The sequence below is a fragment of the Aliiroseovarius sp. YM-037 genome, assembly GCF_048060095.1.
Classification (GTDB): domain Bacteria; phylum Pseudomonadota; class Alphaproteobacteria; order Rhodobacterales; family Rhodobacteraceae; genus JBLUOA01.
In genome coordinates this window covers 1,526,998-1,552,987 of the sequence record NZ_JBLUOA010000001.1, presented here as the reverse complement: position 1 = coordinate 1,552,987, position 25,990 = coordinate 1,526,998, and the positions used below count along the sequence as shown (strand labels likewise).

At 59.5% G+C, this 25,990-nt stretch carries 27 protein-coding genes; 16 read left to right on the top strand and 11 right to left on the bottom strand.

All coding sequences use genetic code 11. From position 1 onward, the window contains the following. Position 1 precedes the first annotated feature (1 nt). Both ACEWPJ_RS07645 and ACEWPJ_RS07640 read left to right on the top strand, forming a co-directional pair. Positions 2-166 carry a hypothetical protein gene (locus tag ACEWPJ_RS07645; RefSeq protein WP_416512173.1) on the top strand — a complete coding sequence of 55 codons (165 nt, stop codon included), beginning with the start codon at positions 2-4 and terminating at the stop codon, positions 164-166. Between the two features lie 4 nt (positions 167-170). Beyond that, positions 171-1,355, top strand: coding sequence for a vWA domain-containing protein (locus ACEWPJ_RS07640; protein WP_416512171.1), 1,185 nt, complete (start codon positions 171-173; stop codon positions 1,353-1,355). Here the strand turns inward: ACEWPJ_RS07640 and ACEWPJ_RS07635 are convergent. Next, positions 1,345-1,677, bottom strand: coding sequence for a hypothetical protein (locus tag ACEWPJ_RS07635; protein ID WP_416512169.1), 333 nt, complete (start codon positions 1,675-1,677; stop codon positions 1,345-1,347). The genes ACEWPJ_RS07640 and ACEWPJ_RS07635 overlap by 11 nt on opposite strands. On the opposite strand from ACEWPJ_RS07635, the gene ACEWPJ_RS07630 reads away from it, so the two are divergent. Beyond that, the gene (locus tag ACEWPJ_RS07630; protein ID WP_416512168.1) at positions 1,664-2,362 is read left to right on the top strand and encodes a M48 family metalloprotease; all 699 of its coding nucleotides are present in this window, start codon (positions 1,664-1,666) and stop codon (positions 2,360-2,362) included. The genes ACEWPJ_RS07635 and ACEWPJ_RS07630 overlap by 14 nt on opposite strands. On the opposite strand, the gene ACEWPJ_RS07625 is transcribed toward ACEWPJ_RS07630, so the two are convergent. Next, on the bottom strand, positions 2,359-2,898 hold the full coding sequence (locus ACEWPJ_RS07625; protein ID WP_416512167.1) for an RSP_2648 family PIN domain-containing protein: 540 nt from the start codon (positions 2,896-2,898) through the stop codon (positions 2,359-2,361). The genes ACEWPJ_RS07630 and ACEWPJ_RS07625 overlap by 4 nt on opposite strands. After that, positions 2,898-4,097: an RSP_2647 family RNA methyltransferase gene (locus ACEWPJ_RS07620; RefSeq protein ID WP_416513021.1), complete on the bottom strand. Its 1,200-nt coding sequence runs from the start codon at positions 4,095-4,097 to the stop codon at positions 2,898-2,900. The genes ACEWPJ_RS07625 and ACEWPJ_RS07620 overlap by 1 nt, the downstream gene beginning before the upstream one ends. A 131-nt stretch (positions 4,098-4,228) precedes the next feature. On the opposite strand from ACEWPJ_RS07620, the gene edd reads away from it, so the two are divergent. Together edd and eda are read left to right on the top strand one after the other, a co-directional pair. After that, positions 4,229-6,034 carry a phosphogluconate dehydratase gene (edd, locus tag ACEWPJ_RS07615; RefSeq protein ID WP_416512166.1) on the top strand — a complete coding sequence of 602 codons (1,806 nt, stop codon included), beginning with the start codon at positions 4,229-4,231 and terminating at the stop codon, positions 6,032-6,034. 48 nt (positions 6,035-6,082) lie between these two features. Beyond that, complete coding sequence (eda, locus tag ACEWPJ_RS07610; protein WP_416512165.1) at positions 6,083-6,727, top strand: bifunctional 4-hydroxy-2-oxoglutarate aldolase/2-dehydro-3-deoxy-phosphogluconate aldolase; 645 nt, start codon at positions 6,083-6,085, stop codon at positions 6,725-6,727. Here eda and ACEWPJ_RS07605 read toward each other — a convergent pair. Continuing rightward, positions 6,724-7,008, bottom strand: coding sequence for a hypothetical protein (locus ACEWPJ_RS07605; RefSeq protein WP_416512164.1), 285 nt, complete (start codon positions 7,006-7,008; stop codon positions 6,724-6,726). The genes eda and ACEWPJ_RS07605 overlap by 4 nt on opposite strands. Position 7,009: 1 nt before the next feature. Then, positions 7,010-9,799, bottom strand: coding sequence for a glutamine-synthetase adenylyltransferase (locus ACEWPJ_RS07600; protein ID WP_416512162.1), 2,790 nt, complete (start codon positions 9,797-9,799; stop codon positions 7,010-7,012). An 83-nt stretch (positions 9,800-9,882) separates the two neighbouring features. Here ACEWPJ_RS07600 and ACEWPJ_RS07595 point away from each other — a divergent pair, with 83 nt between their 5' ends. From ACEWPJ_RS07595 to ACEWPJ_RS07580, 4 genes are all read left to right on the top strand, one after another. Further along, positions 9,883-10,353: a YbaK/EbsC family protein gene (locus ACEWPJ_RS07595; RefSeq protein WP_416512161.1), complete on the top strand. Its 471-nt coding sequence runs from the start codon at positions 9,883-9,885 to the stop codon at positions 10,351-10,353. A gap of 115 nt (positions 10,354-10,468) precedes the next feature. Beyond that, a complete protein-coding gene (locus ACEWPJ_RS07590; RefSeq protein ID WP_416512160.1) occupies positions 10,469-10,870 on the top strand; it encodes a DUF2852 domain-containing protein in 402 nt (133 codons plus the stop codon). 47 nt (positions 10,871-10,917) lie between these two features. Continuing rightward, positions 10,918-11,388, top strand: coding sequence for an RDD family protein (locus ACEWPJ_RS07585; protein ID WP_416512159.1), 471 nt, complete (start codon positions 10,918-10,920; stop codon positions 11,386-11,388). A gap of 77 nt (positions 11,389-11,465) precedes the next feature. Next, positions 11,466-12,296, top strand: a complete 831-nt coding sequence (locus ACEWPJ_RS07580) for an arginyltransferase (RefSeq protein WP_416512157.1) — start codon at positions 11,466-11,468, stop codon at positions 12,294-12,296. Between the two features lie 144 nt (positions 12,297-12,440). Here the strand turns inward: ACEWPJ_RS07580 and ACEWPJ_RS07575 are convergent, their stop codons facing one another. The 3 genes from ACEWPJ_RS07575 to ACEWPJ_RS07565 all read right to left on the bottom strand — a co-directional run bounded on the left by ACEWPJ_RS07575 (position 12,441) and on the right by ACEWPJ_RS07565 (position 16,880). Next, on the bottom strand, positions 12,441-14,795 hold the full coding sequence (locus ACEWPJ_RS07575; protein ID WP_416512156.1) for a TRAP transporter large permease: 2,355 nt from the start codon (positions 14,793-14,795) through the stop codon (positions 12,441-12,443). A gap of 17 nt (positions 14,796-14,812) precedes the next feature. Next, complete coding sequence (locus tag ACEWPJ_RS07570; RefSeq protein ID WP_416512155.1) at positions 14,813-15,703, bottom strand: TRAP transporter small permease subunit; 891 nt, start codon at positions 15,701-15,703, stop codon at positions 14,813-14,815. Positions 15,704-15,797: 94 nt separating this feature from the next. Beyond that, the gene (locus ACEWPJ_RS07565) at positions 15,798-16,880 is read right to left on the bottom strand and encodes a TRAP transporter substrate-binding protein (protein ID WP_416512154.1); all 1,083 of its coding nucleotides are present in this window, start codon (positions 16,878-16,880) and stop codon (positions 15,798-15,800) included. 230 nt (positions 16,881-17,110) lie between these two features. Between ACEWPJ_RS07565 and ACEWPJ_RS07560 the strand changes: the two genes are divergently transcribed. Both ACEWPJ_RS07560 and ACEWPJ_RS07555 read left to right on the top strand, forming a co-directional pair. Then, positions 17,111-18,538, top strand: a complete 1,428-nt coding sequence (locus ACEWPJ_RS07560) for a cache domain-containing protein (RefSeq protein ID WP_416512153.1) — start codon at positions 17,111-17,113, stop codon at positions 18,536-18,538. Next, positions 18,535-19,179 (top strand): response regulator, encoded by a 645-nt coding sequence (locus ACEWPJ_RS07555; RefSeq protein ID WP_416512152.1) that lies wholly within the window; start codon positions 18,535-18,537, stop codon positions 19,177-19,179. The genes ACEWPJ_RS07560 and ACEWPJ_RS07555 overlap by 4 nt, the downstream gene beginning before the upstream one ends. Positions 19,180-19,182: 3 nt before the next feature. On the opposite strand, the gene ACEWPJ_RS07550 is transcribed toward ACEWPJ_RS07555, so the two are convergent. Next, positions 19,183-19,497, bottom strand: a complete 315-nt coding sequence (locus tag ACEWPJ_RS07550) for a protealysin inhibitor emfourin (protein WP_416512151.1) — start codon at positions 19,495-19,497, stop codon at positions 19,183-19,185. A 10-nt stretch (positions 19,498-19,507) separates the two neighbouring features. Next, positions 19,508-20,593, bottom strand: a complete 1,086-nt coding sequence (locus ACEWPJ_RS07545) for a M4 family metallopeptidase (protein ID WP_416512150.1) — start codon at positions 20,591-20,593, stop codon at positions 19,508-19,510. A gap of 397 nt (positions 20,594-20,990) precedes the next feature. Here ACEWPJ_RS07545 and ACEWPJ_RS07540 point away from each other — a divergent pair, with 397 nt between their 5' ends. After that, the gene (locus ACEWPJ_RS07540) at positions 20,991-22,745 is read left to right on the top strand and encodes an acetolactate synthase 3 large subunit (protein WP_416512149.1); all 1,755 of its coding nucleotides are present in this window, start codon (positions 20,991-20,993) and stop codon (positions 22,743-22,745) included. A 13-nt stretch (positions 22,746-22,758) separates the two neighbouring features. After that, positions 22,759-23,319: an acetolactate synthase small subunit gene (gene ilvN, locus ACEWPJ_RS07535; RefSeq protein WP_416512148.1), complete on the top strand. Its 561-nt coding sequence runs from the start codon at positions 22,759-22,761 to the stop codon at positions 23,317-23,319. Positions 23,320-23,463: 144 nt separating this feature from the next. On the opposite strand, the gene ACEWPJ_RS07530 is transcribed toward ilvN, so the two are convergent. Then, a complete protein-coding gene (locus tag ACEWPJ_RS07530; protein WP_416512147.1) occupies positions 23,464-23,709 on the bottom strand; it encodes a hypothetical protein in 246 nt (81 codons plus the stop codon). A 256-nt stretch (positions 23,710-23,965) separates the two neighbouring features. Here ACEWPJ_RS07530 and ACEWPJ_RS07525 point away from each other — a divergent pair, with 256 nt between their 5' ends. The 3 genes from ACEWPJ_RS07525 to ACEWPJ_RS07515 all read left to right on the top strand — a co-directional run bounded on the left by ACEWPJ_RS07525 (position 23,966) and on the right by ACEWPJ_RS07515 (position 25,989). Continuing rightward, positions 23,966-24,478 (top strand): RNA polymerase sigma factor, encoded by a 513-nt coding sequence (locus ACEWPJ_RS07525; RefSeq protein WP_416512146.1) that lies wholly within the window; start codon positions 23,966-23,968, stop codon positions 24,476-24,478. Between the two features lie 138 nt (positions 24,479-24,616). Beyond that, on the top strand, positions 24,617-25,768 hold the full coding sequence (locus tag ACEWPJ_RS07520) for an aromatic ring-hydroxylating oxygenase subunit alpha (protein ID WP_416512145.1): 1,152 nt from the start codon (positions 24,617-24,619) through the stop codon (positions 25,766-25,768). Beyond that, positions 25,765-25,989 carry a hypothetical protein gene (locus tag ACEWPJ_RS07515; RefSeq protein WP_416512144.1) on the top strand — a complete coding sequence of 75 codons (225 nt, stop codon included), beginning with the start codon at positions 25,765-25,767 and terminating at the stop codon, positions 25,987-25,989. Before ACEWPJ_RS07520 ends, ACEWPJ_RS07515 begins: the two co-directional genes overlap by 4 nt. Position 25,990: the final 1 nt, after the last annotated feature.

Sequence of the window (25,990 nt, the reverse complement as noted above, 5' to 3'; positions counted from 1 at the left end):
AATGCTTGTTCTTATTGGATTGATTGTTGGTGCCATCATTGGCGCTATGACCGCCAAGCGGCGCGGTGGCAATCGGCTTGACCTTCTGCAATATGCGGGCGTGTTCGCCCTGATCGGCGCGGTGATCGGTTTGTTCGTGACGGTCGGCGTCGAACGGATGCTGTAGCCCCGTGTTCCTGCCGTTTTTCGACAACCTCAGATCGACTGGCATTCCCGTCAGCCTGCGCGAATATCTGTCCTTTCTCGGTGCGATGCAGGCGGGTCTTGTCACCTACGACATCGAAGGGTTCTATTACCTCGCCCGCACGACGATGGTGAAAGATGAACGCAACCTCGACAAGTTCGACCGCGCCTTTGCCAAGAGCTTTGAGGGGTTGGAGAGTATTTCAGCCTCCGACGTGCTGGAGGCCGTCGATATCCCCGCCGAATGGCTGCAAAAGATGGCCGAAAAGCATCTGAGCGACGAAGAAAAGGCCGAGATCGAAGCGCTTGGCGGATTCGACAAGTTGATGGAGACGCTGAAAGAGCGGCTGAAGGAACAAGAGGGCCGCCATCAGGGCGGTAACAAATGGATCGGCACCGCCGGCACCTCCCCGTTCGGCGCCTATGGCTACAACCCCGAAGGCGTGCGGATCGGGCAAAAAGAAAGCCGCCACCAACGCGCGGTCAAGGTCTGGGACAAGCGCGAATTTCGCAACCTCGACGACACGATCGAACTTGGCACCCGCAACATCAAGGTGGCGCTGAAACGCCTGCGCCGCTGGGCGCGTGACGGCGCGGCAGAGGAGCTCGACCTCGATGGAACGATCCGCGCAACGGCAGAGCATGGCTATCTAGATGTGAAAACCCGGCCAGAGCGGCGCAATGCGGTGAAGGTGCTGCTGTTTCTCGATGTGGGTGGATCAATGGACCCCTATATTCGCGTGGTCGAAGAACTGTTTTCCGCCGCCCGCGCTGAATTCAAGCACCTCGAATACTACTATTTCCACAACTGCCTTTACGAAGGCGTCTGGCGCGATAACCGCCGCCGTTGGAACGCGCAAACCCCGACATGGGAGGTGTTGCGCACGTACGGATCAGACTACAAGTGCATCTTTGTCGGCGATGCGTCGATGTCCCCTTACGAGGTCGCGTATCCCGGCGGCGCTAATGAACATTGGAATGAAGAGGCCGGCGCGACATGGCTTCAACGCGCGCGGGAGCATTGGCCGCAAAACCTGTGGATCAATCCCCTACCGGAAAGCCACTGGCGCTACACCCAGTCCGTTCAGATGATCCGCGAGATTTTCGAAGGGCAGATGGTCCCGATGACACTTGCCGGTATCGAAAGCGGGATGAAAAGCCTTAGCCGGTAGCGCGACGGCAGGGTTGTTCTTCGCGTTCGCGATTCCGTTCGACCGCCGCCATTTTGTCCAGAAGGCGCGTGAATTCGGGCGGAAGCGTTTGCTCCGCCTCAAAAGCCTTATCCAACGCGGCTTTCAATTCCTTCTGTCCAAGGCGTTCGTTCAACGGTCTTCTCTCTTCTTCGTGTCTCCTGAAGCTTTCGCCGGGTAAACGCCTTACCGCGCGTATTGGTTCCAAAATTCTTTCGCGATGATCACAAACCACCGGGTTTCGGTCGGTTTTCGTTGCCGTTCCGCATCTGCCACCCCATATCTTCAACATGTTGAAGCTCACCCCCATCCTGCTTGCGATTCTCTATGCGTTGGCGATGTATCGCTTCTCTGCCTGGCGAACCGCGCGAGAGCTTGATGCGCGCTCGACCGAGCTGGCCGATCCAATCCTGAAGCATCACTGTGATGAGATGGCAAAGGCGCTCGACCTGCCGCGCATTCGCGTTCATGTCTACGAAATCGACCCGGTGAATGGCCTTGCTGCGCCGGACGGGCGGATATTCATCACGCGCGGGTTCTTTCGGAAATACCAGAACGGTGAGGTTTCGGGTGAGGAGTTGTCTTCGGTCATCGCACATGAACTTGGGCACGTCGCGCTTGGACATTCCCGGCGGCGGATGATCGACTTTTCCGGGCAAAACGCCTTGCGCACCGCGCTTGCTATGATCCTGTCGCGGATCATTCCCGGTGTCGGGGTTTGGATCGCGAACATCCTGACGACGCTGCTTGCCGCACGGCTGTCCCGGTCTGATGAGTATGAGGCCGACGCCTACGCCGCCGCGCTGCTGACCAAGGCGGGGATCGGAACCGGGCCGCAGAAATCGCTGTTTGAAAAGCTTGAGGCGTTGACGCAATCCCGGTCGGGCGCCATGCCCGCGTGGTTGATGAGCCACCCAAAAACACCGGAACGCATCCGCGCGATTGAGGTGTTGGAGGAGAAGTGGGCCGCTGTGCCTGATCGTTCCTAGCCGAGCGCTTTGCCAAGCCGCGGCAGGCGGGCTTTCTTCAAAAGGGCGCGCGCGCTCCATGGTTCGCCCGATAGATCCTCTGCCTTCAGCCTCACCTTTTCGACGACGGCTACCATCCGATCAGGGTCAGCCGCGCGGAACCCCAGCAATAGTTGATCGGGGTCCGAGCGCGACAGACCCTCCTCCGCCAGAATATTCCGTGGGAAGTCCTTGGCGTTTACGGTGACGATGGTATCAGCAGATCCCGCAATCGCGGCGGCGAGGACGTGGATATCGTTCGTATCCGGAAGCCAAAGGCGATCGAGGTCGCCGGCTTTCGGTCTGGCTTTTGCCCGCGGCCAGTCGATGGACAAAAGCGCGATCTCGCCCCGCGCTTGCGCCTCACCCTCTGGCCCGAGCTTTTGGGTGGCTCGCGCCCATTCTTCCAATACACGTTCCGACCATTGGGGTTCATAAAAACCCGCTTTGGCCGCGCCCAATAGGACTTCACGCATGACGGTCGGGTATAAGACGCAGGCGTCCAGAAAGGCACGCATCAGCCGTCCAGCCGATAGAACAGCGCCTTCAGATACCCGCTTTCGGCAAGCTGTGGCAGAAGCGGATGGTCCGCCCCCGCGAACCCCGTGTAGATCAACTGCGCCTGTCGCCCGCCGCGACCGATGCCGCGATTGCAGGCTTTCTGAAAGCGCGACACGTCCGCTGCGTGAGAGCACGAACAAAGGACGAGATACCCCCCAGCCGCGACCAGCGGTGCAGCCAGTCGCGCGACCCGTTCATACGCCCGCAGCCCGGCGTCGAGTGACTGTTTGGTTGGCGCGAAAGCGGGCGGATCACAAATAACGACGTCGAAGACCTCTCCCTGCTCGCCAAGACTGGTCAACGCATCAAATGCATCCGCCTTCATCGTGGCGAACCGATCAGCAACGCCCGTCGCCTCTGCCCCCTGTTTCGCGAGGTCGAGCGCCGCAGTGGACCCATCGACGGCCAGCGCCGATGTCGCCCCACCCGCCAGCGCGGCAAGGGCGAAGCCGCCGACATGGGAAAACACGTCAAGCACCCGCGCGCCATCCGCAAGACGCTGCGCAAAGGTATGGTTCGCGCGTTGATCGTAGAATAGGCCGGTTTTCTGACCGCCGGTCAGGTCGGCCATATAGGTCGCGCCGTTCATCGTCACGGGAACAGGCGCTGTCACCTCGCCGCCGATGATCGCACTGTTCTCGTCTAAGCCCTCCAGCTTGCGGGCGCGGCCTGTTGCGTTTTTGATGATCGTGCTTACCCCCGTAACCTCTGCCGCCGCGGCGGAGAGGTCATCGAACAGCACATCGGCCCATGCGGCATTCGGTTGGATAACGAGCGTGTCGCCAAACCGGTCGATGATGACGCCCGGCAATCCGTCGGCCTCTGCATGGATCAAGCGATAGAACGCCGTGTCGAACAGCCGCTCACGGTGCCGCAACGCACGCGTCAGCTTTGCGGCAAGCCACGCCTTGTCGATCACGGCGTCCGGGTCGCGATCCAGCATCCGGCAGAAGATCTTTGAATTCGGGTTCGCTGTGACCACACCCAGGGGCGCCCTCTCCGAATCTTCCAACCGCGCCAGCGCGCCGGGGAGTATCGCCTTGGTGCGCCGGTTCGTTACGATTTGGTTCGCATAAACCCACGGAAAGCCGTGGCGAATGGGGCGGGCATCGGTCTTTGGCTTTAGCCGAACGACGGGAAGATCACGGGTATTCATCGCCATCCCATAACCCTTTCGCTTGGGATGAGGAAGTGCCTCTTCACCCTGTTCTGGAACAAAGTTTGATTGGTTGTTAGCGCTAACGAAATGTGATAGTGCGCAAGCAATCGAATTGAGATGAGCATCCAATGACCCTGCACACCACCTTGCGAGACGTAACAGACCGTATCATTGAACGGAGCGCCGAAACACGCGCGGCCTATCTAAAAATGATTGACGGCGCGGCGGAGTCCGGCCCGGCCCGCGCCCATCTAAGCTGCGGCAATCAGGCCCACGCCTACGCCGCGATGGAAGGGCAGAAGTCCCGCTTGGCCGAAGGACGTGCACCGAACCTTGGGATTGTGACGGCCTATAACGATATGCTGTCAGCCCACCAACCGTTCGCCCGCTTCCCCGATCTGATCAAAGCCGCGGCGCAAGAGGTTGGCGCAACCGCGCAAGTCGCGGGCGGCGTTCCCGCCATGTGTGACGGGGTGACGCAGGGCCAACCGGGGATGGAGCTTTCGCTGTTCTCTCGCGACGTGATCGCACTCGCCGCCGGGGTATCGCTGTCACACAACACGTTTGACGCAGCACTTTACCTTGGGGTGTGCGACAAGATCGTGCCCGGCCTTGTGATCGCAGCGGCAAGCTTTGGTCACATCCCGGCGGTGTTCCTTCCGGCTGGCCCCATGCCGTCCGGTCTGCCCAACGATGAAAAGGCCAAGGTCCGGCAGGAATTCGCGAAAGGCGATTGTGACCGCGATGCCCTGATGGCCGCCGAAATGGCAAGCTACCACGGCCCCGGCACCTGCACATTCTATGGAACCGCCAACACCAACCAAATGCTGATGGAGTTCATGGGCCTGCACCTGCCCGGCGCGTCTTTCGTGAACCCGAATACAGAACTGCGCGACGCCCTGACAACCGCCGGCGCGAAACGCGCGCTTGAGATTACGGCGCTTGGCAATGACTTCCGTCCGGCGGGACATGTGCTTGACGAAAAGGCCTTTGTGAACGGCATCGTCGGATTGATGGCGACGGGCGGGTCGACCAACCTTGTGCTGCATCTGCCTGCAATGGCACGCGCTGCAGGCATACAACTCGACCTACAGGACTTTGCCGATCTGGCGGATGTGACGCCCCTGATGGCGAAGGTTTATCCAAACGGCCTTGCCGACGTGAACCATTTTCACGCGGCGGGCGGGCTTGGCTACATGATCGGCCAACTTCTGGATGCGGGGCTTCTTCACCCCGACACGATCACGGTCGCGGGCGACGGGCTTGGCCGCTATGCGGAAGAGCCAAAGCTGATCGACGGGGCCCTGACATGGCAGGCGGGCGCGAGCGAAACACTGAACGACAAGATCCTGCGCCCTGCGGACGCGCCGTTCCAACCGACGGGCGGGCTGAAGGACTTGAAAGGCAACCTCGGACGTGCGGCGATCAAGATTTCAGCGGTGGCAGAAGAGCGGCACGTGATCGAAGCCCCTGCCCGTGTTTTCCACAGCCAAGAGGCCGTAAAGGACGCGTTCAAAGCGGGCGAGTTCACCACCGACGTCGTCGTCGTCGTCCGCTTCCAGGGGCCGCACGCCAACGGAATGCCGGAACTTCACAGTCTGACGCCGACGCTTGCCGTGCTGCAGGATCGAGGCCTGAAAGTCGCGCTCGTCACCGACGGACGGATGTCGGGTGCCTCGGGCAAGGTGCCCGCCGCGATCCATCTGTGTCCAGAAGCCGCGATGGGCGGACCAATCGCGCATATCGCGGACGGGGACATTATTCGCGTTGATGCGGTCAAGGGATCGATTGACGTTCTGACCGATGGCGCGCTTGATCGCCCGGCCGCAGAACACGATCTGACGCCGAACCAATCCGGTATGGGGCGCGAGTTGTTTGAAGTGTTCCGTCGCAATGTCGGCCTTGCGACCGATGGCGCGGGCGTCGCCGTTTGATTTGAACCGACACGGCAGGCCGACGCCGCCGAAAGACAGGAGCAGTCCATGACCCCCGAAGAATCCAGCCAGTGCGCCCGCGATATCTGCGCACTCGCCCCCATTGTCCCGGTGCTGGTCGTGTCCGACCCGGCCACCGCACGCCCTTTGGCCGAAGCGCTTGTCGCCGGTGGCCTTCCGGCGTTAGAGGTGACGCTGCGGACCCCCGCCGCGCTTGGCGTGATCCGCGAAATGGCGAAGGTTAGTGGTGGCCATGTTGGGGCGGGCACCTTGCTGACCCCCGATGATGTCCGTGCGGCAAAGGATGCGGGCGCAACATTTGGCGTGTCACCCGGCGCAACAGACATCCTGCTGCAAGCGTGTGAAGACGAAGACCTGCCGCTGCTGCCCGGTGCCGCCACGGCAAGCGAGGCGATGCGCCTGTTGGAGCGAGGCTATACCGTGCAGAAGTTCTTTCCCGCCGAAGCCTCTGGCGGCGCGCCTGCTTTGAAGGCCATCGGCGCACCAATCCCGCAGGTCAGCTTTTGCCCCACGGGAGGGGTCAGCCTGTCGAATGCGAATGACTATCTTTCGCTGACGAACACGCTTTGTGCTGGCGGATCATGGGTCGCACCGCAAAACAAGATCGCGGACGGCGATTGGGCCGGGATTGAAGCGCTCGCGAAAGAGGCCGCCGCCCTGCCCCGAAGCTAATCCGCGCGATCCGCTTTCACGCGCGCCGCGCGGCCACCGCGCCGCCCGGTCTGCCGCGCCTCGGCCATACCCTGATGGAGCACACTGGTCATCGGGTGATCCGGGTGCTGCGGCGCGTAGAGCGCGTAAATTTCCTCAACCCACGGGCGGGCGTCTTGCCCGGCGGGCAGCATGATCGCCCAGTCAAGAAAAATCGACCGGCATTCCCCCTCGGTGATCCCGTCGATTTCATAGCTGTCCTTGAACAGTCCACGTGGGTCGAGCGTTTTGATGTCGATCATGTCAAATCCCCTTGGGTTCGCGCGACAAGGCGTCGTCGATCACGGCGGCGGCGTCAGAGGACAAAGCAGCAATGGCATCCTCTAGCGTCGACAGGTTGTCTTGTTCCGTTTCGCGCAGCATGAATGCCTGCCCGCCTTCGCCAACCTCATCCATATCAAGCGGTCTGTCCGACAACAGCTTCGCCCCGGACTGCACGCGCCACATCAGATCGTAGCTTTTGCGGAGTGTTTCAGCCGCGCCATCGTTCAGCCAGCCGATCCGAGATGCAGCGGCAAGCTGGGTGTCGATATCACGCGCTGTTTCGCCCGCCATCAAAGCGGCTGCTTGCGACAGAAGTTCGATATCCTGCATCCGTCCCGATCCAAGCTTGGCCTCCCACCTGTGGGTTGCGGGTTTTGCACGGGCCAGACGCTCGCGCATCTCGATCACATCTTGCAGCACCTTCTTTGGCTCGCCGTTTTCCGACAACAACTCCGCGCGAAACGACTCAATCCGTTCGCCAAGCTCCTCTGCCCCGGCGACGACACGAGCACGGGTCAGGGCGAGGTGCTCCCACGTCCAGGCTTCTTCCCTCTGGTATGTCGTGAAGGACTGGATCGCGGTTGCAACCGGCCCCTGCCTCCCTGACGGGCGAAGGCGCATGTCGACCTCATAAAGCCGCCCCTCGGCCATTGGCGCAGTCAGCGCGGTCAGCATAGCTTGTGTAAGACGGGCAAAATACGGCCGCGTCGATAGGGATCGTGGACCATCGGACGCCTCTGCCCCATCGGCATCGTAGATTACGATCAGATCAAGGTCCGACCGCGCGTTCAGCCGCCGGGCGCCCAGTGATCCCATGCCCAGCACGACCGCCCCTTTCCCCGGCGGCGGGCCGTGTTTGCGGGCAAATTCGGCGACAACCAGCGGCCACAACGCGGCCACAACCGCCTCTGCCAACTCGGCGTATTGCGTGCCCGCATCTTCGGCGCTGATCAAGCCGCGCAGATGGTGAACCCCGATCCGAAAATGCCATTCCTGCATGAACCGTCGCGAGGTATCGAGCGCGCGTTCGTAGTCATCCGCCTCAACCATCTGGGCGGAGAGCTGTTCGCCAAGCACACTCACCCCCGGCCAGTCGCTAAAGAACGCGCCGCCGATCACCGCGTCGAGCACTTTGGAATTCCGCGACAAATGCCGCGCAAGCGCCGGGGCGGTTGCGCAGATGTCTACAAGCAGATCAATCAGCTGTGGGTTCGCCTCAAACAACGACAGCAGTTGGACGCCTGCCGGAAGGCCCGCGAGGAAGCTATCGAATTGCACGAGCGCCTCATCCGGCTTCGCGGCGCGTGTCATGCGAGACAGGATGTCAGGTTTCACACGCTGAAAAATCTCCTGCGCGCGGTCAGAGCGGAGCGCGGGATAGCTTCGCCAGCGCGAAACAATCTCTGACGCCGACTCCGACAGGTCGGGGGCGGCGGGGGTCTCCTCTGGGGCGAAGAAACTCTCGGTCAGTTCGTGCACATCCGACAGCCGTGACATCAGGTCTGCTTTCAACGTGTCCGTGTCACCGATCCCCATGAACCGCGCGAGCCGGTCAAAGCCCTCATCCGAATTCGGCAAATCATGGGTTTGCGCGTCGTTAATCATCTGAAGGCGGTGTTCGACCTCGCGGTGAAACCGATAGTGATCGGTCAGGGTGTCGGCAACATCCGCCGGAACCCAACCCTTTTGCTGAAGCTGCGCCAACCCTTCGACCGTTTCGCGGGATCGCAGGTCCGCATCACGCCCACCGGCGATGATTTGGCGGGTTTGGGTGAAAAACTCTATCTCGCGAATACCGCCGCGCCCGAGCTTCATGTTATGCCCCGGCAAGGTGATCGGACCGCCCAGCCCTTTGTGGTCGCGTATCCTCAACCGCATGTCGTGGGCGTCCTGAATGGCCGCAAAATCGAGATGCTTGCGCCAGACAAACGGGCGCAAGCGTTCCAGATACTCCCACCCCGCGTCGAGATCACCCGCGCAGGGCCGCGCCTTGATATGCGCGGCACGTTCCCATGTGCGGCCAACGCTTTCGTAATACCGCTCCGCCGCTTCCATGGCGAGGCAGACGGGTGTGACCGACGGGTCAGGCCGCAGCCGCAAATCCGTGCGAAACACGTAACCGTCGCCGGTCATGTCGCTTAGCATCGCTGCCATGCGTCGCGTCGCCCGAATGAAACTGGCCCGCGCCTCGTGATAATCATCGGGATCAAATCGGCGTTCATCGAACAGGCAGATCAGGTCCACGTCCGAGGAGTAATTCAACTCCCCCGCGCCCATCTTGCCCATGGCGAGCGCGACCATGCCGCCAGCGGTTTCCACATCCTCCGGCTCCATACCCGGCAGCTTGCCACGCCGTATCTCAGCCCCGATCTGCGCTTTCATGGCGAGGTCAACCGACAGATCGGCAAAGCGGGTCAACGCCCCCGTCACGTCATGCAACACCCACACGCCCCCCAGATCACATAGCGCGGTCAGCAGTGCGACCCTGCGTTTTCCCTGCCGCAATGCTGCGCCAAGTTCATCCGGCGCGACGGCCGCGAGGTCCGCGCAAATCTCATCCAGCACACCTTCCGGCGCGGCGGAAAGCGTGCCTTGCAGCCACTCCGCCTCTTTCTGGATCAACCCGGCGAGGTATGGGCTGCACCCCGCCGCGCCCGCCACAAGCTCAGTTGTTTCAGCGGTGGCATCCTTCAGCAAAGCGGTCGCGTCGACCCCCCGCTCCTCATCAAACGGAATCGGACAACGGGTGATGCGGCTCGAAAAATTCATGCGGTGAAGATGCGGCGCGGCTGCGGGGTGGTCAATGGCCGAAACGGTCGATACGACTATTGCGACAGCCAAAGGACGGATGGATGAGCAAAAGCCTGAAACGGGTCGCCCGCGCGCTTGAGGATGCGGGCCTTGAGGTCGAAATCCTTGAGATGCCCGGCGAAACCCGCACGGCGCAGCAGGCCGCAGCCGCCGCTGGCTGTGCGCTTGATCAGATCGCCAAGTCCATCATCTTTCGCGGCGAGGATAGCGGCGAGGCTTACCTATTCCTTACAGCTGGCGGAAATCAGGTCTGCCCTGCGCGCGCATCAGATTGCGCGGGCGAACGTCTCGGCAAGGCCGACGCGGCATTGATCCGCGCGAAAACGGGCTTTGCCATTGGTGGCGTGGCCCCCATCGGCCTTATCTCCGACGTTCGGGCCTTTATGGACCCAAAACTTGCGTCGTTTGACGTGATTTGGGCCGCGGCAGGCACGCCACGGCACATTTTCCCCATCGATCCGCAGATTCTCAGGGAAGTATCCACCGCACAACCTGCTGATTTCACGTCATAATCGGAAGTAATGTAAATATCTTTCACATTTCTCTTGAAATTGTGATCGAACATGCCAATCTCTGTAATGTGAAAGACATTCACATAGACCCGCAAACTGGATTGGAGACCAATTAATGAGCACCGTAGCCACTTGGCCATCCCAAGCTGAAACTTGGCTGGACGCGCGCGGCAAAGGCGCATGGATCGCGGCAATGATCCTGAGCTTTATCTTCTTCTGGCCGCTTGGCCTCGCCCTTCTCGCCTACATGATCTGGAGCAAACGCATGTTTTCCGGCAAATGCGGTCACGCACGCCGCGCCAAGACACACTACAAGTTCAACTCTTCCGGCAACACGGCATTCGACGCCTACAAGGCCGACACCCTGCACCGCCTTGAGGAAGAACAGAAGAACTTTGAGGCATTCCTGCAGCGCCTGCGTGAAGCCAAGGACAAATCGGAATTTGATGAGTTCATGGACGAACGGGCCAAGAAAGCCAAAGAAGACGAAATCGACGATACCCCCGTCGAAGCGTGATGCGACCCACAAACCGGACAGCGGCCCCAATGACGGGGCCGTTTTCGATGACAGAGGATACAATGACCCATTCCAGCGCCCTCTGGGGCCTACCCGACCCTGACCGCGAGGCGGAGTTTTATCAGGATATCCCCATGAAACGCTTTTTCGCGTGGGTGATCGACACTCTGCTGACCGGGCTGCTTACCCTTCTGATCGTGCCATTCACCGCATTCACGGCGCTGTTCTTCCTGCCATTGCTCTACGTCACCGTGAACTTCATCTATCGCGTCGTTTCGATCAGCCGTCACTCCGCCACGCCGGGGATGCGCCTTGTGTCAATCGAACTGCGCACCGGAAATGGAGAGCGTTTTGATTTCGCAACAGCCCTGCTACACACAATCGGCTACGTGATATCTGTATCGATGGTCATCATTCAGATCGTCTCAATCGGTTTCATGCTGACCAACTCACGCGCCCAAGGTCTGACCGATATCGCGCTTGGAACCGCAGCGGTAAACCGCGCCGCCCGATCGTGATTTCCGAAACTCAACAAAGGCTTGGCGGCACCAGTTTCGGTTGCTAACCTTGGACAAAGGAACGACCAAGGAAATCCATGCGCCATTCGCTGCCCATTGCACCGCAGTTCTACGTGACCGCCCCCCAGCCCTGCCCCTATCTTGAGGGTCGGAAGGAACGGAAGCTGTTCACAGCGCTGCAAGGCGAAAACGCAGAACAGTTGAACGATTCACTGTCAAAACAAGGGTTCAGGCGGTCGCAAAACGTGCTTTACCGCCCGTCCTGTGCGGATTGCTCCGCCTGCCTTTCAGCGCGGATCAGGGTGGCGGATTTCAAGCCATCCAAAAGCCAACGCCGGACCCGCCGGCGCAACGAGGCGCTGAACAGAAATGTGACAAGCCCTTGGGCCACCGAAGATCAATACGAACTGTTCCGCAGCTATCTCGATGCCCGCCACGCCGATGGCGGCATGGCCGATATGGATGTGTTCGAATTCGCCGCAATGGTCGAGGAAACCCCGATCCGGTCCCGCCTTATCGAATACTCACGCCAAACCGATGACGGAGATCAGGAACTTCGCGCGGTCTGCCTGACCGACGTGTTGGAGGATGGGCTATCGATGGTCTATTCTTTCTACGCCCCCGACAGCGCCCGCGACAGCGTTGGAACATACCTCGTCCTCGATCACATCGATATCGCGCGGGAAGCCGGTCTGCCCTACGTCTATCTGGGCTATTGGGTGCCGGGCAGCGCCAAGATGGGCTACAAAGCCAAGTTCGGCGCGCTTGAGGTCTACCGCAACGGCGCGTGGGAAAACATGAAATCACCCGAGGCTTACGAGGCCGACACGCACCCCCTTTCCGTCGATCCGATCGCCGAACAGGTCGCGAAAATCAGCCTGCCAGACACAATGGCCCGAAAGGGCTAACCCAACCCGACCATTTTCCCAAAATATCCCCGCCGGAGGCATCCGACGGCCAACACCGGGCGTCGTCCTCGCAAATGATACACCCGAAATAGAAACGCGCCCTAAATCCGGGCGCGTTTCACGTCGTTCTCTATGCTTTTCCGATTACGCCCCGATCAGGTTCGGCACAATCGTAACGACCCATGGGAACAACCACAGCAGCGCCAGCCCGAGCACCTGGATCAACACGAACGGTATGATCCCACGATAGATATGCCCAGTTGTGACTTCCGGCGGCGCAACGCCGCGCAGATAGAACAGCGCGAAGCCAAAGGGTGGCGTCAGGAACGACGTCTGAAGGTTCACCGCAATCATGATCGTGACCCATTTCGGGTCCATCGTGCCGCCATAGATAACCGGCCCGACAATCGGGATCACGATGTAGATGATCTCAAGAAAATCGAGCACAAAGCCGAGGATGAACAGCACGAGCATGACGATCAGGAAGACGGTCAGCTCATTATCAAAGCTGCGGAGGAACTGCTGAATATAGTGCTCTCCCCCGAAGGAGATCACGACGAGGTTCAACAATTGCGACCCGATCAGGATGGTGAACACCATCGACGTCACCTTGGCCGTTTCGCGCACGACAGGCGTCAAAACACCGCCGCGGAACAACACCCAGCAGCCGTAAAGGATTCCGAACATCGCGAACAGGAACGCAGCTTGGGCCGCGAAGTAGGCGACCCAATCCTCAAACGGAACAACAGCGCGGCTAACCCGTAGGTCAAAGTTCACGCCGATCAGGATCAGGATCAGGACGGAGAATGCCGCCATCAGGATCACCCGGCCGGATTTCTCCTCGTCCTGCAACTTGCGATAGGCTGCCAGCAGGATCGCACCGCCCGCGCCAAGCGCCGCAGCGGGCGTCGGGTTGGTGATACCGCCAAGGATCGACCCAAGCACCGCAACGATCAAAACAAGCGGCGGGAACACCACGCGGAGAAGCTGGTTCTGCCCCAGCAGCCCGGCAGCATAGCGACATCCATATAGGATCAGCGCAACCGGAATTGCCAACAACAGGAAGGTCGCGCCAGAGGATGTCGTCGGCCCGATCACCAGAATGTCGATTGCCAAGGCCAACACCACACCGATGCCGCCAATCAGCAACGGGCGACGATCCGCAGACGGTGCGATCCCCCGCGCAAAGGCCAGCACGATACCAAGAAGAACGACCATCGTCAGCACGCCGGTGCCAATCGGAGCGGCGTTGTCGATCTTTTCTTCCATCGCTGCGGCGAGTTCTTCAAGCGTCAGCGCGCGGCTTTGCTGAACACCGCCAGCGTCGTCAATCTCTTGCTGCTGGGCGACGGCGGAGTCCCACCGATCTTGCCCGTGCAGGTCGATCATCGACTGCTGACACTGCTCTGATACGTTCGTGCGCAGCATCGCTGCTTGTGACGCGTCAGAGAAGCTGTCGACAACCGTGCTTTGCGACCCGGCGACATTGAACGACACCGCAAGGATCGTCGCGGCGACCAAGCCAATCGGGGCGCCGAGCAGCCAAAGGAACGCATCGCTTTTCGTGATAATCTCGCCATCGGACTCTTCACTGCGAACCGGCGGGGCATTATGCGGCTTCAGCAGCGCGTAGCCGAAGGAATAAAGCGCATAGAGCAGCGCCAGCATGATACCCGGCAAAAGCGCGGCCTGAAATAGCGTCCCGACCGAAACAACAGCCGCTTCGCCAAGATAGGTCAGCGCATCGGAGCACCCCGCCTCCTGCGCGCGCTGTTCCTGCGCGGCGGAATAAAGATCGCCAGCCAACGTGCCGAGAAGAACGATCACAATGGACGGCGGAATGATCTGCCCCAACGTGCCCGACGCCGCAATAACACCCGTCGCCAGTTCCGGCGAATAGTTGTTCTTCAGCATCGTCGGCAGGGCCAGCAAACCCATTGTCACAACAGTCGCCCCGACGATCCCGGTTGAGGCGGCAAGGAACGCCCCCACGACCACAATCGACACGGCCAAACCGCCCGGCAGCGGGCCAAAAACCTTCGCCATCGTGGTCAGCAGGTCTTCGGCAATCCGCGACCGTTCCAGCGTAATGCCCATCATCACGAACATCAGAACTGCCAGCAGCGTTTCGATGGACTGACCGGCCAGGACCCGTTCGTTCATCCGGTTCACGATGAATGAGATGTTGCGATCAAGCGCGACTTCCCAGCCCTGTGGAAAGACTGGCACACCCACGGTTGGTAAGTCTGGATACCTGAAATGCGAGACGGAATCCGGGTGTGCCCCACCCGCCAACACGTCGCTATAGGCTTGGGTTGAGGTATCTATCGCCTCATGAATCAACAGGCCGGAGCCGTCGAGCGATGCGATGATCGCAAAGGAAATAACCGCCGCGCCGCTGATGGCGAACGCCACCGGAAAACCCGACAAGATGCCTCCGAAGAGGCAGAGAAAGACGATGATCAGGCCGATCTCGACGCCATCAAGTCCGAAAAGCATGGTTTCTGCCCCTAATCTTAGTGTGTGCCTTCGTAGGCTTCTTGACCTTCGCCAAGGGAATCCTTGTCGAGGTATTTTCCAGCGCTCTCCGGTCCTTCTTTCCACTCAAGGAACGAGCGGTAGAAGAACGCGATTGCCTGAAGGAAGACGAGCCCTGCAAACGTGACGAGAAGCACTTTGAACAGGAAGTATCCGTTAAAGCCGTTTGGCGAAAAGCCGATGGTTTCGACGTTCCAGCGCAGCGCCTTGGCTTTCAACATCAAACGGTCAAGCGTGTCGGACGCGGAGGGTTTCGGCACGACAAGGTGCCGCCACATGAAATACCAGCCGTACATCCACGTCAAAATGGCCGACGGCATCATGAAGAACAGCGATCCGCACATGTCGATGATGCGCTTGGTGCGGTGGCTGACGCCGGAGTAAATCAGGTCAACGCGGACATGGCCACCTTGCACGAAGGTGTATGTCGCGCAAAGCGTCACGATCAACGCGTTGTAGAATTTCAACTCCTCGGCCCACCAGCTAACGTCTTTGGTCAGCGCGGCACCGAAGCCGACAGAGATTTCGGCCTGCGCAAAGATGCGCTGCACGAAAACGATCACGATCTGCTGGAGAACCATCAAAAGCCCGGCCCACGCGACGAACCGGCCCAGCGTATTGGCCAACCCCTCAAGCGCACGCACGCAGCCCCACATGAAGCTGTTTTTCCAAAGACCGATCGCTGTCACCACAAGGAACGTGGTGAACACGACGAAGAACAGCTCAACCGATCCGCCGTAATAAATCACGCGCATGATCGCCTCGGGGTTGGCCCAGTCCAGCCACAACTGCGGATGGGTTACCGCATAGCCGAGGTTGTAGAACGCGAGTGCGATGTTTTTGAAAAACCAGACGATGCCGTCCAGCATGGGTGATCCTCCCCAATTTTTGCGACCTTATCGGTCGCGGTTTCCGAAAAGGCCCCCTGCTATGAGGGGGCCTTTTGGAGTGTCGCGGATCGGCTTAGCCGAGGATGCGGTCACGCTGGGTGCGGTATACACCTTCGGACCGTGTCAGCCAGCCGGAAGACGCCTTCATCGACGTCATCGCGCTGTCGTAGATGCGCTTGTAAAGATCATCGCCCATGTACTGCTGCAGCGTTTCGTCGGCAGCAGCGCCCATCGCATCCCAGACAGTATCCGGGAATTCGAGAACCTTGACGCCAGCAGATTGCAGGCGCTGAAGCGCCGCACCGTTGTTGGTCAGGAATTGCGCAAGGTTCCACTGGTGGGATTCAGCGGCAGCGATCTCGATCACTTTCTGATGCGCAGGGCTCAGGCTTTCATAGACGTCGCGGTTCGTTGCGAGCGACAGGCCTGCACCCGGCTCATGGAAGCCAGCGGTGTAGTAGAACTTGGTGATTTCCTGGAAACCGGCCTTTTCGTCCGCCCACGGGCCGATCCACTCCGTCCCGTCAATCGCACCGGACGCAAGCGCCTGATACACTTCGGACCCCGGAAGGTTCTGAACCGATGCACCCATGCGGCCAAGCGCTTCGCCGCCAAGACCCGGCATGCGGAACTTGAGGCCATTGAAGTCTTCCGGCCCGCTGATTTCCTTGCTGAACCAACCGCCAGCTTGCGCGCCAGTGTTACCGCCGAGGAACGATTTCAGGCCGAAAATCTGGCCCAGCTCGTCGTGCAGTTCGTGGCCGCCATCATGGTAATACCAGTTCACAAGTTCCTGCGCGGTCATGCCGAACGGAACAGCCGTGAAGAACGCATAGCCCGGATGCTGGCCTACGAAATAGTAGTCCGCACCGTGATACATATCGGCCTGACCGGATGTCACGGCGTCAAAAACTTCGAACGCGCCCACAAGCTCGCCCGCGGCTTTCAGATCGACTGTCAGTGCACCGTCTGTCATGGCTGTGATCGTGTCGGCGCAGCGCTGTGCGCTGTCGTGGACGCCCGCAAGGCCACGACCCCAGGTCGTAACAAGCGTCAGCGTCCGGTTGCCTTGCGCGTAGGCCGGTGCAGCAAGCGTCGATGCCGCTGCGGCGGTCCCGCCAAGCGCGGATGTTCTCAAGAAAGAACGACGATCCATATGGTATTTCCTCCCGAATTGATGCCCAACCCATTACGTTGGGCGTTTTTGGTAATCGGCACCCTAGCGGCAGCAGTCCGCCGAATAAATACCAACTTCTACGTAGAACCGGTATTTTTGTAAGTTTTTCTTACCAATTTCGGCAAAACCACGGATACTGCAGCGATTGACGGGCTGCCGTCACGCTCGCATTCTATGCCCAAATCCTCAAGAGGAAATACCCTCAGCAGATGTTTCGCATTGCAAGCCTTTTCTCAAAGCCGCTCAGGACGAGCTACGCACAAAAGCTGTTCCTGCTTGCCACGGTACCGCTGATCCTCGCGGTGGCTGCGATTTCGGTGCTGGTGTCACTTCAATCCCGCGCACTTGCCGAACGAGAGATTGCCGCGCTTGAGCGTCAGTTGATCGACGCAAAGAAAGCGGAGCTGAAGAACTACCTCGCCCTCGCCCGCACCGCGTTTTCCGCGATTTACGGCAACGCGCTGCCGGATGATGAAGTAGCGAAGCTTGAGGTTACGCAGATCCTCGCGGCGATGCTCTATGGTCAGGATGGGTATTTCTTCGTCTACGATTATGGCGGGCAAAACCTCGTCAGCCCGCGCCAGACGGAGTTCATTCAGCGCAACTGGGCCGGGCTTGAGGATGCCGAAGGCACGCCCGTCACCGATCAACTGATCGACCTTGCCCGAACCGGTGGCGGCTATCACACCTATCTTTGGAAGAAGCCATCGACCGGCGAAACCGCGCAAATGGTGTCTTATGTTGTCGGCTTGCAGGATTGGCAATGGGCAGTTGGGACCGGAGTTTTCATCGACGATGTGCTGGATAGCGTCGCGGCAGCCCGCGCGGATACCGAAGCGCGGGTGGCGCGAACGTTCCTTTATATCGGGGCGATTACCTTGGCGGCTGTCCTTCTGGTTTTCCTCACCGGACTGCTTATCAATATCCGTGAACGACGGTTGGCTGACGCGAAACTGAAGGAACTGACCCAACGCATTTTCGACACGCAGGAGGAAGAGCGCGGGCGCGTCGCACGGGAATTGCATGACAGTATCAGCCAAATCCTCGTCGGTATTCGCTACGCGCTGGAACTCAGCCGCAAGCGGTTGGCCAGCGGCGATAACCGCGCGAATGAAACACTGGATCAGGGGATCGACCACCTCAACACCGCAATCCAAGAGGTCCGCCGGATCAGCCGTGACCTGCGCCCCGGCGTTCTGGATGACCTTGGCCTCGGCCCCGCCTTGAAAGCGCTGACCGCTGAATTTTCGGAGCGGACGGGCATTGAGATGGAGTTTGAAACCGTCGTCTTCCGCAACCGGCTGGATGGGGAGGCGAAGATCGCGCTCTACCGGATCGCGCAAGAGGCGTTGACCAATATCGAACGTCATTCCGACGCGACGAAAGTATCCGTCAAACTGTTCGGCCATCGAAACGGCGGCACAATGCGGATCGCCGATAACGGCCACGGCATCGAACAACCGACCGAAGCAAACCCCGCCCCGGCTGGCCTTGGCCTGCGGAACATGCAAGAACGGATGGAGCAATTAAACGGCACGCTACGGGTGCTGTCATCCGTCGATGGCACAGTGATCGAGGCACAGGTTCCGCTATCGCACCTGTTGCCGCCCGAGGGAAAAACAAAGGCCAGCGCATGAATGAACCGACCAGAGTTCTCATCGTTGACGACCACCCGATGGTCGCGCACGGGATCGAAGCGATCCTTGAAACCTATGATGACATCAAGGTTGTCGGCACGCTTTCAAACGGTCAGGACGCAATTGACCGGGTGGAGGAGTTGGCCCCGGATGTCATCCTGCTCGACCTCAATATGCCAATCGTGAACGGGTTGACCGCGACTGAGATGATATTAGAGCGGTGTCCCGACACCCGCATCCTGATCCTGTCGATGCACGATAGTTCCGAATATATCTCAACCGCGCTAAGTCACGGCGCGCGTGGCTATATCCTGAAGGACGTGCCGACGGATGAAATCAAGCAGGCGATCAGCAAGGTCATGGCCGGAGAGCAGTATCTTTGCACAGGCACCACTGCGGCCCTCGCGCCGACAACGCAGGATGGACGTGAACCGCTGACCTCGCGCGAACAGACGATATTGCTGGAGCTTGCGCAGGGTAAATCCAACAAGGATGTGGCGCTGGCGCTGGATATTTCGGTGCGGACGGTCGAAACCCACCGGAAGAACATCAAGCGGAAGCTTGGGATCAGTTCGACCGCTGGTCTAACCCGTTACGCACTGGAACACGGGGTTTTGCAGGGCACAGGCGTCGGCCTTTAGCGGCTAATCCTGCAAGCGGTCTATCAGGTCGAGTTCTTCGTCAAGCAACACCGACTCCGCCACTTCATGCACCGATTTTGTGCCGTCGTCGTCAATCACTTCGAACCGATAGGTGATATCGTCCGATACCATCGTTTCCTGCGACGCGGCGGCGGGCAGTCGATCAACAAGTGAACAGACCGCCTCACGCTGCTGATCCTGCAACGCGCCAAGTTCCAGTTCCAACGGCTGTCCCCCGGTTCCCAGCCCGGTAAAACCACCGCTTGTTGTCATCTTAATCAGCACGGCGGCACACAATACCCCTGTCGAACATCCCATAAACGCGTCCTCATATGCTGATACCTACCAATTTCCATGACCGCCGCAGAAGATTTACCTCCAACGCGCCGACACCATAAAGCCTGAGTGCTGCATCAACGGTTTGCGCCGCCCAGTCGTGGAACGTCGCCAACGGATTATTTAGGCGCTGAAGCGCCTGATACCAGACCTGCCCGGCTTTTTGCCAGGAATTGCCACCAAGGTATTGGCAATACAGGTAAAACGCGTGGTTTGGAATGCCCGAATTGATGTGAACCCCACCATTGTCGTCGGTCGTATCAACGTAGAAATCCATGTGATAGGGCTGCGGGTCCTGGCCCAGCGTCGCGTCGGAATAGGCGGTTCCGGGTGCTTTCATACTCCTCAGCGCAACGCCGCGGATGTCGGGGCCCAGGATGCCCTTGCCGATCAGCCAATCGCCTTCACAGCTTTCCTGCCCCAGCCGGTATTGCTGGATCATCGCGCCGAAACAGTCGGCGAAACTTTCGTTCAACGCACCGGATTGCCCGGTATAGCGCAGGCCGCCGGAAAACTGGACGACGCCGTGCGACATCTCATGTGCGATCACCGAAAGTTCAGTGAACTTGACGAAAATCACACCATCCCCGTCGCCATAGGCCATCTGTTCGCCGTTCCAAAAGGCATTGTTGTATTTGCGGCGATGATGGACCGTCGCGACAAGCTTCATGCCGTTCCCGTCAAGGCTGTTGCGACCGAATTCCTTGGCGTAGAGGTCAAAGACCGCCCCCGCCCCGTCATAGGCTTCGTTCACGGTTGGGTCGGACGTTTCCCCATCACCCTCTTTCCGGGCGAGCTTTCCGGGTAGGCCCGCCTTCTCCTGACCGTCATAGATTTCGCGCTTGCAGACCGCCGTTTCGCAGGTTTCCGCCAAGGCAGGCGTCAGAAAGGCGCTTTCAGGCGTTGAGCCATCTGGAACCATGCGTGTCGACATGAATTCCTGACGCGCATCGCGCACCTTCGCGTTCTGGGCGAGCATATCCGTGGCCATTTTTGCCACCTTCGCGTCGCCGCGCATCTGAAGCACCTTGAGCATATGGGGCGGAATGATGCACTGCATCGGGTCGTGGTCACACATCTCTATTCTCCCTGTTCACCACACCCTCGACTCCCGCCACCATGCTAACACGGGTGGGTCATCCGACCAAATTGACCGAACGCGGCGGGATGACGGAAATTTGCTCTCATTTCCTACACAGCCGCCAGCGCGCAACAATCGTGCTATAAATAATCGCCTGACGACACTTTATTGATGGTTTTGCCTGTTGACGCCCCTCGCCCGGCCCCATAATACTCACCGCGCAAGCAAGGAGCTTTCGACCATGACACCACTAGTCGTCATTGTAGGAAATCAGCGCATGGGCCGGTAACGGTAGACCATATCGACACCCATGCGCCCCCGCTTCAACACCGGGGGCTTTTTATTGCGAGCAAGACTTGGCCCGACCCACGGGCAGCGGAACGGAGACGAACAGATGACACGGGCAATGACCGGCGCGAAGATGGTGATCCAGGCTTTGAAGGATCAAGGCGTGGACACGGTATTCGGATACCCCGGAGGCGCCGTGCTTCCGATCTATGACGAGATTTTCCAGCAGAATGACATTCGCCACATCCTTGTGCGCCACGAACAGGGCGCCGTCCACGCGGCCGAAGGCTATGCCCGGTCGACCGGGAAACCCGGCGTCTGCCTCGTCACGTCTGGCCCCGGCGCGACGAATGCCGTGACCGGTCTGACCGACGCGCTGATGGATTCGATCCCGATTGTCGTTTTGACGGGACAGGTTCCGACCTTCATGATCGGCAACGATGCCTTTCAAGAGGCGGACACGGTTGGCATCACCCGCCCCTGCACCAAGCACAACTGGCTGGTCCGCGAAACCGACAAGCTGTCGGACGTGATCCATCAGGCGTTTCATGTTGCAACTTCTGGCCGCCCCGGCCCGGTTTTGGTCGACATCCCCAAAGATGTGCAGTTCGCCAATGGCATCTACACACCGCCGAAATCCGCGAATACCAGCCACTACGCCCCGCAAGTCAAAGGCGACCCGGAGTCGATCGCCGAGCTTGTCGAACTGATCGAAGCGGCGGAGCGTCCGATCTTCTACACCGGTGGCGGCGTCATCAACTCAGGCGACAAGGCAAGCGCTTTGCTGCGGGAACTTGTCGATGCGACAGGCTTTCCGATCACCTCGACCCTGATGGGGCTTGGCGCATACCCGGCCTCGGGCAAGAACTGGCTTGGAATGCTCGGGATGCATGGGCTTTATGAGGCGAACCTCGCCATGCACGGTTGCGATCTTATGATCAATGTCGGCGCGCGGTTTGATGACCGTATCACAGGGCGGCTTGATGATTTCAGCCCGAAATCGAAAAAGGCGCATATCGACATCGACCCAAGCTCCATCAACAAGTCCATCCATGTTGAACTCCCGATCATTGGCGATGTTGCGAACGTTCTGGGGGATATCCTGAAAGTCTGGAAATCCCGCGGTGCCAAGACCAACACGGACGGCCTTCGCAAATGGTGGGGGCAGATCGACGAATGGAAAAAAACCGAATGCCTGCGCTACAACCAATCGACCAAGACGATCAAACCGCAATACGCGCTTGAACGGCTGGAAGCGCTGACCAAAGACCACGACCGTTATATCTGCACCGAAGTGGGCCAGCACCAAATGTGGGCCGCGCAATTCCTTGGGTTTGAAGATCCGAACCGTTGGATGACGTCGGGCGGCCTTGGCACAATGGGCTACGGCTTTCCCTCTTCCATCGGCGTTCAGGTCGCGCATCCGGACGCGCTGGTCATCAACGTCGCAGGCGAAGCAAGCTGGCTGATGAATATGCAAGAACTCGGCACCGCCGCGCAATACCGCCTGCCCGTCAAGCAGTTCATCCTGAACAACGAACGGCTCGGCATGGTGCGTCAGTGGCAGGAATTGCTGCATGGGGAGCGTTACTCCCAAAGCTGGTCCGAAGCGCTGCCGGATTTCGTCAAATTGGCTGAGGCGTTCGGGGCGAAGGGCATCCAATGCTCTGACCCTGCGGACCTCGACGACGCGATCAAGGAAATGCTCGCCTATGACGGGCCGGTTCTGTTCGATTGCTTGGTTGAAAAACACGAAAACTGCTTCCCGATGATCCCGTCGGGCGCACCGCACAATGAGATGCTGATGGGCGAAGTCGATACATCTTCTGCCATCGGCACCAAAGGCGCGGTTCTAGTTTAAGGAAGCTTTGCAAATGTCTGCACTAAAACTGAAAAAGGGCGCGTCGAAGAAATCGGCTTATGATCTCCGCGACCCGAACTCCGACCTGATCGAAACACACACGCTCGCCGTTGTTGTCGATAACGAAGCGGGTGTTCTGGCGCGGGTGATCGGGCTGTTTTCGGGCCGTGGCTATAACATTGAAAGCCTGACCGTGGCCGAGATTGACCATGAGGGTCACAGATCGCGCATTACCATCGTCACCACCGGGACGCCGTCGGTGATTGAACAGATCAAGGCGCAACTTGGCCGGATCGTGCCAGTGCATGAGGTTCACGATCTGACGGTTGAAGGTGCATCGGTCGAACGGGAACTCGCCCTGTTCAAAGTGACGGGCAGTGGCGACAAGCGGGTCGAGGCGTTGCGCCTTGCGGATATCTTCCGCGCCAATGTGGTGGACTCCACGCTCGAAAGTTTTGTGTTTGAGATTACGGGCACGCCTGACAAAGTCGATGCCTTCGCTGACCTGATGCGTCCGCTCGGCCTGATGGAAGTCGCGCGAACCGGGGTTGCGGCCCTGTCCCGCGGCGCATAGCCGCCCCCTACCCGTTCCAGAAACGAAAAACGGCCCGCACTTGGCGGGCCGTTTTCTGTTTCGGCGGTTATTTAGCTGAACTGGGGTGCCCGAAACGCGGGGATCAGCTCGTCATGATATAACGCCGCCGAAACGGTGGTGGACTTATTCCATCGCCGGCAGAACGCCTGCGTCGGTTGCTGCGGTCAGCTCATCAGCGTCGGCCGTGCCGTCACCGTTTGCGTCGATTGCAGCAAAAACTTCTTCGGTCAGGTCAGGGTAGCCGGCCTGAAGCTCCGCAAAGGAAAGAACCCCGTCACCATCGCTGTCCAGCTCAGTCTGAGCGCTGATTGCGGTGGCCGAGATTGCCAGAGCTGCGACAGAACCGAGTGCCAGTGTGATACGTTTCATGTTTTCGTCTCCTTGGACATTACTGATAAGAAGGCTCACCTTTCGTGGCCCTCACAAGTAAAGACGGGATAGACGGGGAATTATTCCCTGCCATCGGCGCACCAACCCGCTTCGTGCAATCTGCCGCCGATCAGGGGTGACCGGATTTGCGGGAAGTCGCCCAAAAAGGGCCATTCCTCCCCACAGGCGAAAATCCCCCAGCTTGTTCTCCGTCAGATTGCAACGATGTTAGGGCTGTGAGGAATAGGAGAACCACATGCCCAGGACATCGGATGATCGCAGCAAAGCCCTTACGGAGCTTATGCCCGATCTCGCCCGCGCCGCACGACGCCTGACACGGGACCGCAGCACCGCAGAGGATTTGATGCAGGAAACGCTACTGCGAGTCTGGGCGAGGATGGATACCGGAACCGAGATCGAAGATCTGCGGCCCTACCTGATGACCACCGTGCGGAACCTGTCACGCCGCCCCCCCCGCGTCTTTGATGAGTTGGAGGAGAAAGACACCCCAGCGACCCCGGCCGGAGGAGATCGCAGATTGATCACGCAGGATGTGGTCCGCGCCATCGAGATGCTTCCGCCTGCGCATGCTCGTCTTTTAACGCTCGCCGCACGCGATCAGGCGCAATATGCCGACATGGCGCGAGAGATCGGCGTTCCCGTCGGCACAGTCATGTCTCGCCTTGCCCGCGCGCGGCACGGGCTGCGAAAATCGCTCGACCTACCCGAAAGCGACGCGGTGGCAGAGCTTTTGGCCAACGCAGATTGAGCAAACAAGGGGTGCGATAATCCCTTATTGCACCCCATTTTCATGTCGTGACCCGGCATCGTAGGTCGTTTCCTGACCGGACCCAATGAAAACTCGACGCTACTGTTGAGTTTATCAGGATCAACGGAGGAATTTGCGATGCGCACCGATCTAAGTCGTGTTCACCAACCCATCGACCGCGCCAGCGGATTACCGAACGCGCATTATGTTGATCCCGAAATCTTTGCCGAAGAACGCGAGGCGCTGCTGTTCGAAACATGGGCGGGGCTAGCGGCGGGGGCCGATGTGCCGGAACCGGGCGATGCGAAACCTGTCGATTTCCTCGGCGTTCCGATCTTACTGATGCGGGGCAAGGACGGCGTCGTTCGGGTCTTTCAGAACACCTGCCGCCACCGCGGCATGATCCTTGTCGAAGAGGCCCGCAAGATCGAAGGCGCGATCCGCTGCCCCTATCATAGCTGGTGCTATAGCCATAAGGGCGAACTGGTCTCAACCCCGCATGTCGGCGGACCCGGCCACAATGTGCATGAGGCGATCGACAAATCGACGCTTGGCCTCACCGAAATCCGCAGCCACCTGTGGCGCGACGTCGTCTGGATCAATATGTCCGGCGACGCCCCCGCATTCGAAGACGCGATGGCCGGAGCAATGGCCCGCTGGGCGGAGTTTGAAAAGCCCATCTTCCATGGCGGTGCCGACAGCCGGTTTGAGCTTGAGGTGAACTGCAACTGGAAGCTTGCCGTCGAAAACTACGCCGAGAGCTACCATTTGCCGTGGGTGCATCCGGGGCTTAACAGCTACTCCCGGCTGGAAGATCACTACAACATCGAAGCGCCCGGCCAGTTTTCCGGCCAAGGCACGCTGGTCTATCGTCAGTTGAAGGACCACGACGGCAACACTTTCCCCGACTTTCAGGGGCTATCCGACAAATGGGATACGGCGGCGGAATATCTGTGCGTCTATCCGAACGTTCTACTCGGCGCGCATCGCGATCATGTCTATTCGATCATACTGGTCCCGCACGGGCCGGAACGAACGGTGGAGCATGTGCACATCTATTACCCCACCGACGACACCGATCCCGCCCTTCGCGCGAAGAACACGCAGCAATGGAAATCCGTTTTTGTTGAGGATGTCTTTGTCGTCGAGGGGATGCAGAAAGGCCGCCATGCGCCACTGTTTGACGGTGGCCGTTTCTCCCCCGCAATGGACGGGCCGACCCATTGCTTTCACGCATGGGCGGCGGAGCGTATTGAAGGCCACCGAACAAAGGCAATGGCGGCAGAGTGAGCGGATCGCTCGACGCCGCGCTTCTGGCCGCCCACGAACGCGACGATCGCGCCGCGCTCGTGGGGCTTTACAGGCAAGCGGCTGACGAGGCGGAGAGAGCTGCGGATATCGACGCCGCGTGCTTTTTCCTCGTCCATGCCTACGTGTTCGCGCTAGAGATCGCCCATCCCGATACGCCTGCCCTCCACGCGCGCCTCAGGGCGCACGGGCGGGAGAATTAGG